At 44.5% G+C, this 16008-nt stretch carries 18 protein-coding genes; 6 read left to right on the plus strand and 12 right to left on the minus strand.

What is annotated here, in order from left to right; all coding sequences use genetic code 11:
- Positions 1-278, plus strand: a 278-nt coding sequence (locus L7D49_RS05565; protein WP_238079837.1) for a transposase, incomplete at its 5' end; no start/stop codon positions are given.
- Between the two features lie 118 nt (positions 279-396).
- Here the strand turns inward: L7D49_RS05565 and L7D49_RS05570 are convergent.
- Entirely contained in the window at positions 397-732 is a 336-nt protein-coding gene (locus tag L7D49_RS05570; RefSeq protein WP_238079838.1) for a YlaH-like family protein, read from the minus strand.
- Between the two features lie 66 nt (positions 733-798).
- On the minus strand, positions 799-2640 hold the full coding sequence (gene typA, locus L7D49_RS05575) for a translational GTPase TypA (protein ID WP_238079839.1): 1842 nt from the start codon (positions 2638-2640) through the stop codon (positions 799-801).
- 98 nt (positions 2641-2738) lie between these two features.
- On the opposite strand from typA, the gene L7D49_RS05580 reads away from it, so the two are divergent.
- Positions 2739-2924, plus strand: a complete 186-nt coding sequence (locus tag L7D49_RS05580; RefSeq protein ID WP_238079840.1) for a YlaF family protein — start codon at positions 2739-2741, stop codon at positions 2922-2924.
- 95 nt (positions 2925-3019) lie between these two features.
- Here L7D49_RS05580 and L7D49_RS05585 read toward each other — a convergent pair whose 3' ends face one another.
- Together L7D49_RS05585 and L7D49_RS05590 are read right to left on the minus strand one after the other, a co-directional pair.
- Positions 3020-3811 (minus strand): inositol monophosphatase family protein, encoded by a 792-nt coding sequence (locus L7D49_RS05585; protein ID WP_238079841.1) that lies wholly within the window; start codon positions 3809-3811, stop codon positions 3020-3022.
- A gap of 275 nt (positions 3812-4086) precedes the next feature.
- Positions 4087-4284, minus strand: a complete 198-nt coding sequence (locus tag L7D49_RS05590) for a hypothetical protein (protein WP_238079842.1) — start codon at positions 4282-4284, stop codon at positions 4087-4089.
- 157 nt (positions 4285-4441) lie between these two features.
- On the opposite strand from L7D49_RS05590, the gene L7D49_RS05595 reads away from it, so the two are divergent.
- Positions 4442-5074: a YktB family protein gene (locus L7D49_RS05595; protein WP_238079843.1), complete on the plus strand. Its 633-nt coding sequence runs from the start codon at positions 4442-4444 to the stop codon at positions 5072-5074.
- 36 nt (positions 5075-5110) lie between these two features.
- Here the strand turns inward: L7D49_RS05595 and L7D49_RS05600 are convergent, their stop codons facing one another.
- The 8 genes from L7D49_RS05600 to L7D49_RS05635 all read right to left on the minus strand — a co-directional run bounded on the left by L7D49_RS05600 (position 5111) and on the right by L7D49_RS05635 (position 13136).
- Complete coding sequence (locus L7D49_RS05600) at positions 5111-5383, minus strand: UPF0223 family protein (protein ID WP_238079844.1); 273 nt, start codon at positions 5381-5383, stop codon at positions 5111-5113.
- A gap of 1 nt (position 5384) precedes the next feature.
- Entirely contained in the window at positions 5385-6356 is a 972-nt protein-coding gene (locus L7D49_RS05605; RefSeq protein ID WP_238079845.1) for an NAD(P)H-dependent flavin oxidoreductase, read from the minus strand.
- Positions 6356-7204, minus strand: a complete 849-nt coding sequence (locus L7D49_RS05610) for a polysaccharide deacetylase family protein (RefSeq protein WP_238079846.1) — start codon at positions 7202-7204, stop codon at positions 6356-6358. Before L7D49_RS05610 ends, L7D49_RS05605 begins: the two co-directional genes overlap by 1 nt.
- A 160-nt stretch (positions 7205-7364) precedes the next feature.
- Positions 7365-8777, minus strand: a complete 1413-nt coding sequence (gene lpdA, locus L7D49_RS05615; RefSeq protein WP_238079847.1) for a dihydrolipoyl dehydrogenase — start codon at positions 8775-8777, stop codon at positions 7365-7367.
- Between the two features lie 4 nt (positions 8778-8781).
- On the minus strand, positions 8782-10119 hold the full coding sequence (locus tag L7D49_RS05620) for a dihydrolipoamide acetyltransferase family protein (RefSeq protein ID WP_238079848.1): 1338 nt from the start codon (positions 10117-10119) through the stop codon (positions 8782-8784).
- A gap of 36 nt (positions 10120-10155) precedes the next feature.
- On the minus strand, positions 10156-11133 hold the full coding sequence (locus tag L7D49_RS05625; RefSeq protein WP_238079849.1) for an alpha-ketoacid dehydrogenase subunit beta: 978 nt from the start codon (positions 11131-11133) through the stop codon (positions 10156-10158).
- Between the two features lie 3 nt (positions 11134-11136).
- Positions 11137-12252: a pyruvate dehydrogenase (acetyl-transferring) E1 component subunit alpha gene (gene pdhA, locus L7D49_RS05630; protein ID WP_238079850.1), complete on the minus strand. Its 1116-nt coding sequence runs from the start codon at positions 12250-12252 to the stop codon at positions 11137-11139.
- 245 nt (positions 12253-12497) lie between these two features.
- The gene (locus L7D49_RS05635; RefSeq protein WP_238079851.1) at positions 12498-13136 is read right to left on the minus strand and encodes a YkyA family protein; all 639 of its coding nucleotides are present in this window, start codon (positions 13134-13136) and stop codon (positions 12498-12500) included.
- Positions 13137-13294: 158 nt separating this feature from the next.
- Between L7D49_RS05635 and def the strand changes: the two genes are divergently transcribed.
- The 3 genes from def (at position 13295) to rnjA (ending at position 15964) form a co-directional block, all read left to right on the plus strand.
- A complete protein-coding gene (gene def, locus L7D49_RS05640; RefSeq protein ID WP_238079852.1) occupies positions 13295-13852 on the plus strand; it encodes a peptide deformylase in 558 nt (185 codons plus the stop codon).
- A 229-nt stretch (positions 13853-14081) separates the two neighbouring features.
- Positions 14082-14291: a DNA-dependent RNA polymerase subunit epsilon gene (locus tag L7D49_RS05645; RefSeq protein ID WP_238079853.1), complete on the plus strand. Its 210-nt coding sequence runs from the start codon at positions 14082-14084 to the stop codon at positions 14289-14291.
- A 5-nt stretch (positions 14292-14296) separates the two neighbouring features.
- Positions 14297-15964, plus strand: coding sequence for a ribonuclease J1 (gene rnjA, locus L7D49_RS05650; protein ID WP_238079854.1), 1668 nt, complete (start codon positions 14297-14299; stop codon positions 15962-15964).
- The last annotated feature ends 44 nt before the right edge of the window (positions 15965-16008 follow it).

Genomic DNA, 16008 nt, shown 5'->3' on the forward strand with positions numbered 1-16008 from the left:
AGAGTAAGAATCAGCAGAAAATCATTCAACGACATATCTGGCAGGATTACCTGGATGTAGCGGAAGAATTGAGACATCACCATGAGATCAAAGAGATATACGGGAAGCGCAAAGAGACGATTGAACGTGTCTTTGCAGACGCCAAAGAAAAGCATGGCATGCGATGGACAACCCTCCGGGGTCTCAAAAAATTGTCCATGCAGGCGATGCTGACTTTTGCTGCCTTAAATCTTAAGAAGTTGGCCAGCTGGACATGGAAAGCACCAGCCGTGGCGTAATTAAAAGGAAAATAGAACAGTGCTAGGACGCATTCTCGCAAAAAAACACTAAAAAAACACGAAAAGGGTTGGAAATCAATTTGATTTCCAACCCTTTTGTCTACAGTCTGGGACTCTGTCAAGATACGACAGAGTCCTTTTTATGTTCATTGAGACGGCGCAGCCGATAAATAATCAAAATGAGCGCCGCCACAATCAATCCTTCTACTATAGGCAGGAAAATGGCGAAAAACGTTAAAACGATGCACCCTAAAAATAGGAAGCTATAGACAACGATATTTTGCCAAAACTTTATTTTCCTTGCGAATCCTAACTTATATACGATGGCGGAAAGGATGAAAACAACTGCGAACAACACAATCCCGGTCATGGATGACGATGTCAGTTCATAAATCATCCGCACAACTGGAGACATGGCTTCAATAGTTTCTGCATCCCCGATAGGACCATTCATATAGCACATTCCCTTCTAAACAAAGCGATTGTACGCATTCTTTTTACTAGCTTTGTCTATTATACCTCATTCACCGAGTTTTTTCTTTTTTTGTGCACGTTCCCGCTCGTTTTTATCAAGAATTTTCTTACGTAAACGAATTGATTGCGGAGTCACTTCACAATATTCATCATCACCGACATATTGCAAAGCTTCTTCCAACGAAAGAATCCGTGGTTTTTTCGTTGTGACCGTCTGATCTTTCGTAGCGGAACGAACGTTGGTTGCGTGCTTCACTTTCGTCAAGTTGATCGTCAAGTCATTGTCACGGTTGTTTTCTCCGACAATCATCCCAGCGTAAATATCCGTTCCGGCTTCCACGAACATGACACCGCGGTCTTCCAGCTGCATGATTCCGTAACCTGTGACTGTCCCGTTCTCCATAGACACCAGAACCCCATGGCGGCGTCCGCCGACTCTTCCAGTAGCAAGTGGCTTATACGAATCAAATGTATGGTTAATGATTCCGTACCCTCTTGTCAGCGTCAAGAACTCGGTAGAATAACCGATCAATCCTCTCGCGGGAACGAGGAAGATTAGACGAACTTGACCGTTTCCGTTATTAATCATATCAAGCATTTCGCCTTTTCGTTCACCGATTGATTCGATGATGGAGCCTGTATATTCTTCAGGAATGTCGATTTGCACACGCTCAACCGGTTCGCAGCGGACCCCATCAATCGTTTTCACGATAACTTCCGGTTTCGATACTTGCAGTTCATACCCTTCACGTCGCATATTTTCAATTAAGATGGAAAGATGCAACTCACCACGTCCAGATACGATCCATGCATCAGGAGAGTCAGTCGGGTCGACTCGCAACGATACATCCGTCTGTAATTGCTGTTCCAACCGCTCTTCGATCTTACGGGCAGTTACCCATTTTCCTTCCTTACCGGCAAACGGACTGTTATTCACTAGGAATGTCATCTGCAAAGTAGGCTCGTCCACATGAAGTTCAGGCAATGCCTCCAAATGATCCACCGGGCAAACCGTTTCACCGACATCAATATCTTCCATGCCTGATACGGCAATGAGGTCTCCTGCAAACGCTTCTTGAATTTCAATCCGTTTCAAACCAAGGAAGCCGTACATTTTAGTAACACGGAAATTCTTCGTCGATCCATCCCGTTTCAGGACTGATACTTGCTGGCCTACTTTCATCGTACCGCGGAAAACTCGTCCAATCCCGATTCTTCCTACATAATCATTGTAGTCAAGAAGAGATACTTGGAACTGTAATGGTTCTTCACGATTATCAACAGGCGCAGGGATGTGTGCCAAGATGGCATCAAACAGGACGCGCAACGTCTCTTCTTGATCTGCCGGATTTGGCGAAAGGCTAGCTGTTCCATTAAAACCGGATGCATAGACGACAGGGAACTCAAGCTGCTCATCGTTCGCATCAAGTTCAATGAATAATTCAAGGACTTCATCGACCACTTCTTCCGGACGGGCGAATTCGCGGTCGATTTTATTCACGACGACGATTGGCTTCAAATTAGTCTCTAACGCTTTTTTCAATACAAAACGGGTTTGAGGCATGCATCCTTCGAAGGAGTCAACAACAAGAATTACTCCATCTACCATGCGGAGGATCCGTTCTACTTCGCCTCCGAAATCGGCATGTCCTGGTGTGTCCAGGATATTGATTTTTGTATTGTTATATTCAATTCCCGTATTCTTTGCAAGAATCGTAATTCCACGTTCCCGCTCCAAATCATTAGAATCCATTGCGCGTTCATCCACATGTTCATTCGAACGAAAAATTCCGGATTGTCTTAGCAATTGGTCAACTAGTGTCGTTTTTCCGTGGTCAACGTGGGCAATAATTGCTATATTACGTAAATCATTACGAGATGTAGTCATAATTTCACTCCAATATTCTTTTTTCAGGTGATTAACTGTGTTATTATAGCACATGAGTACAAGATTAAAAAACATTTACTTTATGTGGAGGGTTTTTTTTGAAAAATATAAAGTGGGTTTTCGTGCTTTATTCACTCGGCGCAATCGCCGCCATGTGCGGAATTGGCGTTGCAGTCGGCATGCGTAGCATCCCCGTTGCCATTGTTGCTATACTTGCATTAATTTTCGTCATGGGAAATGGATTCAAGACGAAAAAGAAAATGCGTGAAAAAGGCTTATTATAAATCAAGGTGTTCAGTGCCCCTTCAAGTAAAGGACTGGCAAAGGATTCGTCCCTGCCAGTCTTTTTTCCGTCTATGTATGGAAGCGTGCCTGTTCTTTATTTTAAACGGATGTGGTTTCGAAGCATGTTGTCATGCAATCCTGGACGCGCCACGATAAATGTATCGGTTCCAAGCAGATGAGGCGTTTCCCCTTTCAAGTTTGTCGCCACCGCTCCGACTTCCTGCGCAATAACCATGCCTCCCGCGATATCCCACGGCGCAAGCCGCATGGACACATAGGCGTCAATTCTGCCAGAAGCCACATAAGCAAGCTCAATGGCAGCAGAACCATAAGAACGGGTGCCTCTGCATTTTGCAACAAGCTCAATGAGCGGTTCATGCTCTACCCTGCGATTCGGCACGACCCAGCTGGCATTGATGCCAATTACCGCTTCTTCCAGCGGCGTCACTTCCAGAGGAGGAAGTCTCTCATCGTTGTAGTATGCCCCTTCTCCCTTCACGGCATGGTAAAAATCATCCGCCATGACATCATAAATATATCCGAGCATCCCGACACCGTCTTTGTAAATTCCGAGTGAGATGGCAAAATTCCTTTTTTGATGAATAAAGTTCATTGTTCCATCGATCGGATCAAGCAGCCAAATGACACCATCAAGTGACTCAATCCGGTCACCAAATCCTTCTTCACCAAAAATTTTATGGTCAGGAAAAGCTTCTCTTATCCGTTTAATAAAAAATTGTTCCACTTCTTTATCAATATTCGTGACCAGATCATTGGCCTCCGCTTTCGACTCTACATCGATCTGGCTATAAAACGAGATGCGTATTTTATGTCCCGCTTCTCGAATAAGCGACTTTGCAAATCGATCAATATATCCCCAATTCATGTCAGCACACCTCGTTATCATTCAACATTTTGTCCAGTATACCACACATCCCCATCATAACTGAAAGCCGGGCTCACACTGCGGCGAGTGCTTGGTTGATCGTCAATTTCAAATATAGATCTATCCGCTACCGGCTTCTAAATTCATTTCCGTTGACAGAGCTCTGTTTTCTATTTAGATTGGATACGATCGGACGCAAAAAAAGGCAACCGTTCACAACATCTTCCTTTCAGAAGAGCGTGGACAGAAGCCTTTTTTCGGGTAGCAGTATTCGGTTACGCAAAAGCATTGAATGTCTCCAGCTCGCCGTGAATTTCAGTTAATCTTTTCTTGCTTTTGCCGATTTGCTTCGTATCATTTTCCTGTACAGCATCGTAAAGAGTAGCCAATTCATAATCAAGTTCCAACTGAAGCAAATTGACATATTCCCTTTCAATTTCAGCTTTTCGTATAATATGGACCACTTGTTTCATGTTCAACACTCCTTTATGAAGTATAGTTTTCCGTGCTTATCACTTACTATAAAGTATGCCGCCGTTTTTACTTTTGTTAGTTATAAGCCTTCTTGTATAAGATTGTTCCCCAATTTTTGATACGATAAACGTGGAATAAACGAATGGAGGAATAAAATTGGCAACAACTACAAGCTATTGGACACCGGATGATTTTAATGTGTTCACCGTTGAAGGGCTGGAGCATCGCATGAGTGCACTCCAAACAAAAATCCAACCAAAATTTAACGAACTCGGAGAGGAATTCGCTTCCCAATTGTCATCTCATGGAAAAGGCGAGTTTTTTCCACATGTTGCTAAGCATGCGAGGAGAACGGTGAATCCGCCGAAAGACAGCTGGGTTGCATTCGCCCCTGCTAAACGCGGCTACAAGGCGCTTCCACATTTTCAAATTGGTTTATGGAATACTCATCTGTTCATTATCTTAGCTGTCATTTATGAAAACCCGGATAAAAAAGGAATTGCAGAAAGGCTGCAAGCTAATAGGAATGTTCTGACAGACTTGCCGGATACATATATCATCTCGGGAGATCATATGAAACCGGAAGCACAAACACTGAAAGAAGCAGGAGAGGCTGGAATTGAAGCGTTACTGGAAAGGCTTCAAACGGTGAAAAAAGCGGAATTTCTAGTCGGGAGGCATATCCCACGTGAAGAGGCTGTCACCTACTCAAAAGAAGCATTTATGGAATTGACCCGACAAACCATAAACGAATTGCTCCCTGTATATGATGTAATTGTTGGAGGATAATAAAAAGAGTGCAGCTCGCGCAGCACTCTTTTTATATTACGATCCTGATATCGCGTCACCATCATTCGCTTCTTTGGCAAGTTTGACGATCCGGTAACTGCTAAGGCCGCTCGCTTCTTCGAATTCCTTAAACAACGTCTTCTCTTCTGCCATTGACGGGACAATCCCCTTAAATTTTCGGTAGGCTTGCATGAATTCTTCTCTTTTCACTTTTGTTTCGTATGCTTTTTCAATCATTTCGAAAAAAGAAACGACCTCAATAATCTCTTGCGTCGACCAATCATGCCGTATCGGATAACTGTATTCCATCTTAGCACTCTCCTTCATAACCCCATCGTTTCCTTATTTCTGTTGCCTCACACACCATCCAATCAAATAACTCCTGTACGGTAGGTATATCGTTAATTAACCCAGCGACTTGCCCGGCCCAGCCGAAGCCTTGCTCCGGATTGCCTTCATGGATAAATCTTCGGTTCGCTTCACCGCTAATATATGGTTTGAGACCCTCATATCCGGCGGATTCTGACTCGAGCCGCAAAATTTTCTCCGTCCATGGCCCCTTTAGCGCACGAGCAGGTGCTCCCAGTGACCGTTTGATAATGGCAGTACCTGTTTCGGCACTTTGAACCACTGCCTCCTGATACGCTTTTGAAGCATGGACGCACTCCTTTGTGGCAATGAACCGCGTTCCCATCTCAATGCCTTCAGCGCCGAGGGCATGTGCGGCCATCCAGCCTCTTCCGTCCCCAATTCCTCCAGAAGCGATGACAGGGATTTTGACACTATCGACAACTTGCGGGACTAGCACCATAGTGCCAATATCATCTCTGCCTAGATGCCCGCCGCCTTCCTGTCCAACGACCATCACAGCATCGGCACCCAGCTCTTCGGCTTTCACAGCCTGCCTCTTAGCTGCGACAAGCACCAGCTTCTTCACGGAAGTCCCTCGAAGCATGTCAAAGAAAGGAGCGGGATTGCCTCCTGTCACTGACATGATGTCAACACCTTCATCCAAGGCGGCTTCCACCATATGCTCAAACGGCCTTCCGTGTTGCCCGATAGCAAAGTTCACACCAAATGGCTTGTCTGTCAGTTGCTTCACTTTCTTGATTTGCTGCCGAAGAAGCTCAGGGGATTCCAAGCTCATCGCCGTAATCTGTCCAAGCCCCCCAGCGTTGGAAACAGCAGAAGCCAGCTCGGCGTATGCCAAATATGCCAATCCCCCTTGAATGATCGGCAGCTCGATACCTAACATGTCGGTCACTCGAGTTTTCCATTTCATCACTCTTCCCCCACTCCCTGTATAGTCTTCGGATCGACAAAGTCATACCCTTTGTTGCGCAATCCTGTAATAATCTCCTCTAACGCATCAGCCGTCCATTCACGATCATGCATCAACAGATTCGCACCATCGCGCAGATACTCAGTGTTCACCATAATATCAGCAATCTTCTCTTTAGACATATACTCTTTTTCAAAGTCATATCCATACGACCAGTTCATCAGAAGCATCCCCTCCTGTTTCGCTAATGCGCGGCTGAAATCAGTATTGGCACCAAAAGGAGCTCTGAAAAATACTGGCCGTTCCCCTGTAATCGCTTCGACATCATCATTGACTGAAACAATTTCCTCACGCTGCTCCTCTTCAGAGAGCTCTTTTAGATTCGCATGTGTTTTTGTATGATTGCCTATCGAGAACCCCATATTATATAGTTCTTTTACTACCTTCTTCTTTTCCTCCGTTTGCAGGAAATGTCCATTGACAAAGAATATTGCCGGCGCATCCATCTTTTGCAACGTCTTTGCAATGTCAAGCGCCCGTTTGTCAGGTGCATCGTCGAAAGTAAGCAGAACCACTTTCGGATTCGCCTTGTCGATCGGCACAACCGAGTATACCTCATTCAATTTATACAAAGGCGCTGTAGGTTGTGTTTCTTCGATTTCTGTTCCTGACGTTTCAACCACTTCTTCATCCGGTTCTTCCGTTTCCTTCTTTTCTGCTTCATTCTGACCTTGTGAGGATGATAGATTGTCATCTTCGTTCTTCTCCACTTTTTCATCCGAAGAATGCGAACAACCGGCTAATACAAGAATTATAATGATGAATATGTATACCAAAAATTTATTCATAGTCTCCTCCTTTTTCTTCATCCTATCATGTGAAAAACGACAACTCCACTCATAGGTGTTCCAGTTTTTCTGTATCTATATCCTATGGAGATGCAGCAATTTTTCGCTATGTAAATAAAGACAAAAATCCCGGAAAGGATCTCCTTTCCGGGATGGAGTATTACTTCGTAATCATGTGAATCGGTTTGCCAAGCGCAACTTCTGCTGCTTCCATGGAGATTTCTCCAAGAGTAGGATGCGCATGGATCGTCATTGCAATATCTTCAAGCGTCATGCCAGCTTCTATCGCAAGACCTAGTTCAGCGATCATATCAGATGCATTCGATCCTACGATTTGAGCACCGATCAATAGACCGTCTTCTTTACGCGCTACAAGTTTCACAAAACCATCTGTTTCATTTAAAGAGAGTGCACGGCCATTCGCTGCAAATGGGAATTTGCCTGCGACTACGTCGAACCCTTCGTCTTTCGCCTGTTGCTCGTTATAGCCGACTGTTGCAAGTTCAGGATCTGTGAAGCAAACAGCTGGAATAGCTAAGTAATCAACTTCGGATTTTTCACCTGAAATCGCTTCTGCTGCAATTTTCGCTTCATAGGATGCTTTATGCGCAAGTTGCGGGCCGGACACGATATCACCGATAGCGTAGATGTTCGGCACACTAGTGCGGCATTGCTTATCAACGTCAATCAAGCCGCGATCAAGGAATTTAATGCCCATTTCCTCAAGGCCGATTTCGTCAGTATTTGGACGTCTTCCGACAGTTACGAGTACATAATCCGCTTCGACCTTTACTTCTTCGCCTTTTGCTTCATACGTAACAACTACGCCGTTATCCGTCTCTTCAACGCCTTTCGCGGAAGCTTTAACAACTACTTCCACGCCTTTTTTCTTCAAGCCTTTTTTCACGATTTGAGTCATTTGCTTTTCAAATCCAGCCAGGATGTCATCCCCGCCTTCAATGATTGTCACTTGTGCCCCAAGATTCGCATATGCTGAACCGAGTTCAGTACCAATATAACCGCCGCCGATGACGACTAATTTTCCTGGTACTTCTTCCAAGCTCAAAGCGCCTGTTGAATTGATCACGCGTTTAGAATACTTGAACGTCGGGATTTCAACCGGACGGGCACCAGTTGCGATGATCGCATTTTTAAACTTATATGTTTGTGCGGAATTCTCATCCATGACACGCACTGTGTTAGCATCTACAAAATATGCTTCACCTTTAACGATATCAACTTTATTACCTTTGAGAAGTCCTTCAACACCGCCTGTCAATTTTTTGACAACGCTGTTTTTAAATTCTTGTGCTTTGGAGAAGTCCAATTTGACTTCCGTTGCTGTAATTCCCATATCATCGGAACCTTTTGCATGTTCAAAACGATGACCTACAGAAATCAATGCTTTCGATGGAATACAACCTACGTTCAAACAAACTCCACCGAGGGTGTCTTTCTCGACAATCGTCACTTTTTGACCTAATTGAGCTGCACGGATCGCAGCAACATATCCTCCGGGACCTGATCCTACGACGAGTGTATCCACTTCGATTGGAAAATCTCCTACTACCATTTGCTTACGCCTCCATTAATAAAAGTTCTGGATTACCGAGCAATTTTTTGATATGGTTCAAGGCTTGCTGACCTGTCACACCATCAATGACCCGATGATCGAATACCAATGATAATGCTAACATAGGTGCAGCTACAATTTCACCATTTTTTACAACAGGTTTTTCAGAAATGCGGCCAATTCCAAGGATTGCCACTTCCGGATGGTTAATAATCGGCGTGAACCATTGCCCGCCAGCAGAACCGATATTGGTAATGGAGCAAGAAGCCCCTTTCATCTCGCTTGGTGACAACTTGCCGTCTCTCGCCTTTTCAGCCAAGTGATTGATCTCTTCTGAGATAGCGAACACTGACTTGCGGTCCGCGTGCTTGATGACAGGAACAAGCAGTCCGCGATCTGTATCAGCCGCGATTCCGATATTGAAATAATGCTTTTGAATAATCTCTTCAGTTGCATCGTCCAAGGAAGCATTCAATTGCGGGAATTCGCGCAATGTTGATACAAGTGCCTTCACAACATACGGAAGGTACGTCAGCTTAATGCCTTTTTCGGATGCGATTTCTTTGAACTTCTTGCGGTGCGCAACAAGCTCAGTGACATCCACTTCATCCAGCAAAGTGACATGTGGAGCCGTATGCTTCGAGTTGACCATCGCTTTGGCGATCGCTTTTCTCATGCCGGACATTTTTTCTCTTGTTTCAGGGAATTCACCTTCAAGTGCAACAGGTGCAGGAGCTGCTTTCGGCGTTTCGGAAACAGTCGTTTCCTCTGCTGGCGCTTGTTGAGCCTCTTCCGGTTGCGCTGCGGCTTGTCCGCCATTGAGGAATGCCTCAACGTCTTCTTTCAAAATGCGGCCATTTTTACCTGTACCGTTTACTTGGTGGATATCCACGTCATGTTCGCGGGCAAATTTACGTACGGAAGGCATGGCAATGACACGCTGGTTCGGATCCTTTTCACGTTGGCCTCCACCAGAAATCGCAACACCGCTTTTCTTGTCAGCAGGTTGTTCTGTCTTTTCCTTGTCCAGCTCTTGGCCTGCTTCAGCAGTTGATTGGACCTGTGCTTCCGTTGTTTCCTCTGAACTTTGTTCGCTTTCATATCCAGGTGCATCAAATCGGATCAATACATCACCGACGACAGCGACCTTGCCTTCTTCCACTAGAATTTCTTCGACTGTTCCAGTTACCGGTGAAGGAATTTCAACTACAGCCTTATCGTTTTGGATTTCAAGAAGCGTATCGTCTTCATTGACCTGATCGCCTTTAGCGACAAACCACTTTACGACTTCGCCTTCATGAATCCCTTCTCCGATATCTGGCAAACGGAATTCAAATGCCACAAGATTCACCCTTTCTCGATTTCATGGATTAACCAATTAGAATGTTAGAACTTTTTTAGCAGTTTCAATGATATCCTTCGAGTTAGGAAGCCAAGTGTTCTCCCCTTGTGCGAATGGATAAATTGTATCAGGAGCCGCTACCCGCAATACAGGAGCTTCCAGGCTCAAGATAGCCCGCTCTGTGATTTCCGCCACGACGTTTGCTGCAATACCAGCTTGCTTTTGTGCTTCTTGGACAACAATTGCGCGATTTGTCTTTTCGACAGATGACACGATTGTCTCAATATCAAGCGGCTGCACTGTACGAAGGTCGACTACTTCTACCGAATATCCTTCTTTCTCAAGTTCTTCGGCAGCTTTCAAACTTTCATGCACCATTGCACCGTAAGTGAAGATCGACAAGTCCTTACCTTCACGTTTCACGTCCGCTTTGCCAAGTGGAATCGTATATTCCCCTTCAGGCACTTCCTGTCTGAATGAACGGTACAGCTTCATATGCTCCAGGAAAATGACCGGGTTCTCATCGCGGATCGCCGAGATAAGAAGACCTTTTGCATCATATGGAGTGGAAGGAATGACTACTGTTAATCCAGGCTGAGAGGCAACCAGGCCTTCCAAGCTGTCAGCATGCATTTCAGGTGTTGCTACACCGCCGCCAAATGGGGAACGGATTGTAACAGGCGCATTGAATTTACCGCCTGTACGGAATGATTGGCGAGCGAGCTGGCCGCTGACAGAGTCGATCACTTCAAAAAGGAAACCGAAGAATTGGATTTCCATCACTGGACGGAAGCCAGTAAGTGTCAACCCGACAGCAAGACCTCCAATTCCTGATTCAGCTAAAGGCGTATCAAAAACGCGTTCTTCGCCAAACTCTTTTTGAAGCCCTTCTGTTGCACGGAAAACGCCACCGTTTACCCCGACGTCTTCACCGAAGACGAGGACGTTTTCATCATTTTTAAGCTCCGTGCGCATCGCATCGGTAATCGCTTGAATCATCGTCATTTGTGCCATCGGTTACTTCGACTCCTTCTCTGTATAAATATCAAGTTGCTCTTGTACGTTGTAAGGCAGGTCGCCTTTGTACATGATTTTTATGAAATCGCTTACCTTCTGTTTCGGTGCGCTGTCTGCTTTCTTGATAGCTTCTTTGATTTCTTCTTTCGCGCGTTCGATCACTTCGTTCTCTTTCTCTTCGTTCCAGATTCCTTTGGCTTCCAGGTATTTACGGAAACGGATCAACGGATCGCGCTTTTCCCATTCACTGTCAGTTTCAGAAGTCCGGTAACGTGTCGGATCATCGCCAGCCATCGTATGTGGACCATAACGGTAGCACATTGTCTCAATCAAAGTCGGTCCTTGCCCATTGATTGCACGTTCTCTGGCATCACGAGTCACTTTATATACAGCCAAAGCATCCATTCCATCTACGAGAATGCTCGGTACACCTGCAGCTACACCTTTTTGAGCCAGTGTCTTGGCAGCTGTTTGGAGTTCACGTGGAGTAGAAATGGCATATTGGTTGTTTTGCACAACAAAAATCGCCGGAACTTTGTAAGCTCCCGCAAAGTTGATTCCTTCGTAGAAATCCCCTTGAGAAGTACCGCCGTCGCCTGTATAAGTCATCGCAACCGCTTTCTTGCCACGTTTTTGATAACCTAACGCAACACCTGCAGCTTGGATGTACTGTGCTCCGATGATAATTTGCGGCATGAAAATATTCAAACCGTCTGGGATGATGCTTCCTTCAAAATGTCCGCGTGACCAAAGGAATGCCATATGTAATGGAAGACCATGGAATACGATTTGTGGCACGTCACGGTATCCAGGAAGGATAAAATCGTCTTTTTCCAATGCGTAGTGGGAAGCCAATTGAGATGCTTCCTGTCCAGCTGTCGGAGCATAGAAGCCCAGACGCCCTTGACGGTTCAAGGAAATCGAACGCTGATCCAAAATTCTTGTATACACCATACGCGACATCAACTCGACAAGTTCTTCATCCGATAAATTCGGATTCGCTTCCTCGTTGACGATTTCGCCTTCTTCGTTCAGTATTTGAAACATTTCAAACTTCTCTTCAATAGAATGAAGCGTTTCCACCGGATCGAACTGCTTGTCTTTTTTTGCAGCCATATCGGCAACTCTCCTTTGCATCTGTATTATGATGAATGTTCCAATCGATTGATACAATTATCATTCCTTCTCAGTATACTGAAGTGCAACACTTTGGTCAATCATTGAAACGGCAACGCTCGTGAGACATTTCACATTATAACTATTACATTAAAATTATAAACTGTAATAACACAACTCACCATCTGTATTATAATAGAATGGAAAAAGATGAGGAATATAGCTTCCCCATCTTATCTTTTCCTTTATTCCTTTGAGTTCAAACTTGAAAAGAGTTTATCTTTTAATGTGTTCACTTCTTTTGTTGTCTGATTAAAATCTTCAATGACCGATTTCACTTTGCCGTTCAATGAATTGATTTCTTCCACTTTCTCTTTCAGCTGATCGATATCAGCATTTTCACGATCCAGCATTTCGTAAAATTCTTTTTGCTTCGCCGCCAGACTTTTATAATCCTCGGAGAACGATGAATGCAAATCATAACGTTTGTCGAGCAGTTCCTGGAGAGTTTTAATATCTTCTTTTTCTTTTCCATCTGCTTTCTCAATAACATCTTTTAATTTGACGGCAGTATCTTTGGAAGAACGGATGGAATCCAACTCCTTATCTAACACTTTCAATCTATTATCGACAGAAGCGATCAGTTCCTCGACATTTCCTTTGACCTGATCATCATCTTCCTTCGTCAATTCCATCGTCGATTTAAACAGCTCCTGCTCACGCTCTTCTAGTTTTGTCAATTCAGCCTGCGCATCCCGGTATGCTTTCTCTGAATCGCTCATGCTTGTCATCGTATCTGATAGTTTTTTCTCCACGCTTCCTCCAAAACTGCATCCGGTTAGAACGATGCAGGAAACGACCAGAGCGATAAATCCCTTTTTCACGTCGGCAACCCTCCAAGTGATTGTTTAATATTTCTAAAAGAATTAGGTAAACTATATCTTTTCAGAACGCCAATTTCAAGTTAACGCCTAAATTCTTTTACCATGTGGACCATTCGATTATACTAGTAAGAAAGAAGGCAGTGAAAGGAAGAAGAATCATGATTTTAATGAAAGATATCATACGTGAAGGCCATCCAACATTGCGAAAAGTTGCTGAAGAGGTCACTTTCCCGATAAGCGAGGACATCAAAAAGCTTGGCCTTGATCTGCATGAATATGTAGTGAATAGCCAAAACCCTGAGATGGTCGAAAAGCACGGTTTGCGTCCAGGCATCGGCCTTGCAGCTCCGCAGGTGAATGAGTCGAAAAGAGTTTTTGCTCTTCATATAGAAGATGAAGGAAAAATCGAAGCGAGCTTCATAGCGATCAACCCTAAAATCGTCAGCCATTCTGTTGAAATGACTTATATTACGTCCGGCGAAGGCTGTCTATCTGTAGATCGGGATGTGGAAGGTTTTGTTCCGCGCTATGCAAGAATTACTGTGAAAGCCTATGACGTGGATGGAAAAGAATTCAAGAAACGGCTAAAAGGTTTGCCTGCGATTGCATTCCAGCATGAGCTGGATCATTTGAATGGCATTATGTTCTATGATCATATCGATCAAAAAGCACCATTCAAAGAGATTCCGAATGCCGTCCCATTTGTAAGGGAATAACACTTGACAGAAAGTTCCGATTGCGATATACTATTTTCAAGGAGTGATATGCCCATGTACAAACGCCTGAAACGGAAATTGTTGAAACGGCTCAATGGCATACTCGGGAAAAAGACAATCGCATAATAATAGCCCGCCATTCGCTTGGTGGGCTTTTCTTTATTTTACGCAAATGACGTGATAATATGAAGAGAATAAATTGAAACGAACGTAAAAGGAGAGTTCACGCATGATTTACAAAGTTTACTACCAAGAGGACAAAGAGCAAGTACCTGTAAGGGAAAACACGAAGAGCTTGTATGTAGAAGCTGCAACCGAAAGAGAAGTCCGCGCAAAATTGAAAGAACGCAACTACCATATTGAATTTATCCAGGCTCTCGAAGGAGAACATCTGGAATACGAAAAAGCTTCCGCCCACTTTGAGATCGAGCAGGTTTGATGGCGATGAAGTTAATTAAAAACAATGAAACTGCCGTTTTCGCTCTAGGCGGACTAGGAGAAATCGGCAAAAACACCTATTGCGTCCAATTCCAGGACGAAATCATCTTGATTGACGCAGGCATCAAATTCCCGGAAGACGATCTTCTTGGGATTGATTATGTCATTCCGGATTATACCTTTCTAGAACGCAATGCAGATAAAGTAAAAGGCCTCTTTATCACACATGGTCATGAAGATCACATCGGCGGGATTCCATACTTGCTTCGCAAATTGAACATTCCCGTTTATGGTGGCAAATTGGCCCTCGGCTTATTGAGAAACAAACTCGACGAACACGGCTTGCTTCGATCTACTAAAATGATAGAGATCGACGAAGATGACGTCATTAAATTCAGAAAGACTTCTGTCTCCTTCTTTAGGACAACCCATAGTATTCCGGATGCATTCGGAGTCGTAGTCAAGACTCCTTGCGGAAATATCGTCCACACAGGAGACTTCAAATTCGATTTCACTCCTGTCGGAGAGCCGGCCAATCTGGCGAAGATGGCTAAAATCGGCAGCGAGGGCGTACTTTGTCTATTATCAGACAGTACAAATGCTGAAGTGCCTAATTTCACAATGTCCGAACGTAAAGTGGGAGACAGCCTGAACGAGATTTTCCGTAAAGTGGACGGACGAATCATTTTCGCCACATTCGCTTCGAATATCCACCGTTTGCAGCAAGTGATTGAGGCTGCACAAACGTACGGACGAAAGATTGCTGTATTCGGCCGAAGCATGGATAATGCGATTACGATCGGACGAGAATTAGGCTATATTGACGCACCAAAGGAATTATTTGTCGATACCCAGTCGCTCAATCGCCTTCCAGCAAACGAAGTGATGATTCTTTGTACAGGAAGCCAGGGAGAACCGATGGCGGCACTTTCCAGGATTGCGAACGGGACGCACCGACAAGTCCAGATTCAACCAGGAGATACAGTCATCTTCTCCTCCTCCCCTATTCCAGGAAATACGTTGAGCGTCAATAAGACGATCAACGCCTTGTTCCGGGCAGGAGCTGAAGTAATTTACGGGGCATTGAACAATATCCATACATCAGGCCACGGCTCGCAAGAGGAACAAAAACTGATGCTCCGGCTGATTAAACCGAAATTCTTCATGCCAATCCACGGGGAGTACCGGATGCTGAAAATGCATACGGAGTTGGCAGTCGATTGCGATGTGGAACGGGATAACACCTTCATCATGAGCAATGGAGATGTACTGGCCCTTACGGATAGCAGTGCACGGATTGCCGGCAGAATCCCTTCCGGAGACGTCTATATCGACGGCAGCGGAATCGGTGATATTGGAAATGTCGTACTCCGGGACCGCAAAATCCTGTCTGAGGACGGATTGGTCATTGTTGTTGCGACAGTCGACAAAAAGAAGAACCGGGTAGTTTCCGGTCCGGACATTATTTCCAGAGGTTTCGTTTATATGAGGGAGTCTGGATCAATGATTAGTGAAGCCCAATATTTGTTATCAAAAGAACTGCAAAAGAGAATTGCAAATTCTGGCGGCGAATCGAATTCATTGAAGAGCGACATTATTGAAATTCTATCCCCATACTTATATGACAAGACCAAACGCCGTCCGATGGTATTGCCTGTCGTGATGGAAGTATAAAACTGAAGTGATAAGTTATTAATCGAGTAGGAGGGAGTGATTAA

The organism is Sporosarcina cyprini, assembly GCF_022048975.1.
Lineage (GTDB): Bacteria > Bacillota > Bacilli > Bacillales_A > Planococcaceae > Sporosarcina > Sporosarcina cyprini.

Excerpts from the sequence above, each read along its gene's own strand:
- lpdA (WP_238079847.1), bottom strand. The coding sequence starts at position 8,777 with ATGGTAGTAGGAGATTTTCCAATCGAAGTGGATACACTCGTCGTAGGA.
- L7D49_RS05585 (WP_238079841.1), bottom strand. The coding sequence starts at position 3,811 with ATGAATTGGGGATATATTGATCGATTTGCAAAGTCGCTTATTCGAGAA.
- L7D49_RS05570 (WP_238079838.1), bottom strand. The coding sequence starts at position 732 with ATGAATGGTCCTATCGGGGATGCAGAAACTATTGAAGCCATGTCTCCA.
- def (WP_238079852.1), top strand. The coding sequence starts at position 13,295 with ATGATTTTAATGAAAGATATCATACGTGAAGGCCATCCAACATTGCGA.
- typA (WP_238079839.1), bottom strand. The coding sequence starts at position 2,640 with ATGACTACATCTCGTAATGATTTACGTAATATAGCAATTATTGCCCAC.
- L7D49_RS05625 (WP_238079849.1), bottom strand. The coding sequence starts at position 11,133 with ATGGCACAAATGACGATGATTCAAGCGATTACCGATGCGATGCGCACG.
- L7D49_RS05600 (WP_238079844.1), bottom strand. The coding sequence starts at position 5,383 with ATGGAATACAGTTATCCGATACGGCATGATTGGTCGACGCAAGAGATT.
- L7D49_RS05645 (WP_238079853.1), top strand. The coding sequence starts at position 14,082 with ATGATTTACAAAGTTTACTACCAAGAGGACAAAGAGCAAGTACCTGTA.
- pdhA (WP_238079850.1), bottom strand. The coding sequence starts at position 12,252 with ATGGCTGCAAAAAAAGACAAGCAGTTCGATCCGGTGGAAACGCTTCAT.
- L7D49_RS05610 (WP_238079846.1), bottom strand. The coding sequence starts at position 7,204 with ATGAATAAATTTTTGGTATACATATTCATCATTATAATTCTTGTATTA.
- L7D49_RS05605 (WP_238079845.1), bottom strand. The coding sequence starts at position 6,356 with ATGAAATGGAAAACTCGAGTGACCGACATGTTAGGTATCGAGCTGCCG.
- rnjA (WP_238079854.1), top strand. The coding sequence starts at position 14,297 with ATGAAGTTAATTAAAAACAATGAAACTGCCGTTTTCGCTCTAGGCGGA.
- L7D49_RS05590 (WP_238079842.1), bottom strand. The coding sequence starts at position 4,284 with ATGAAACAAGTGGTCCATATTATACGAAAAGCTGAAATTGAAAGGGAA.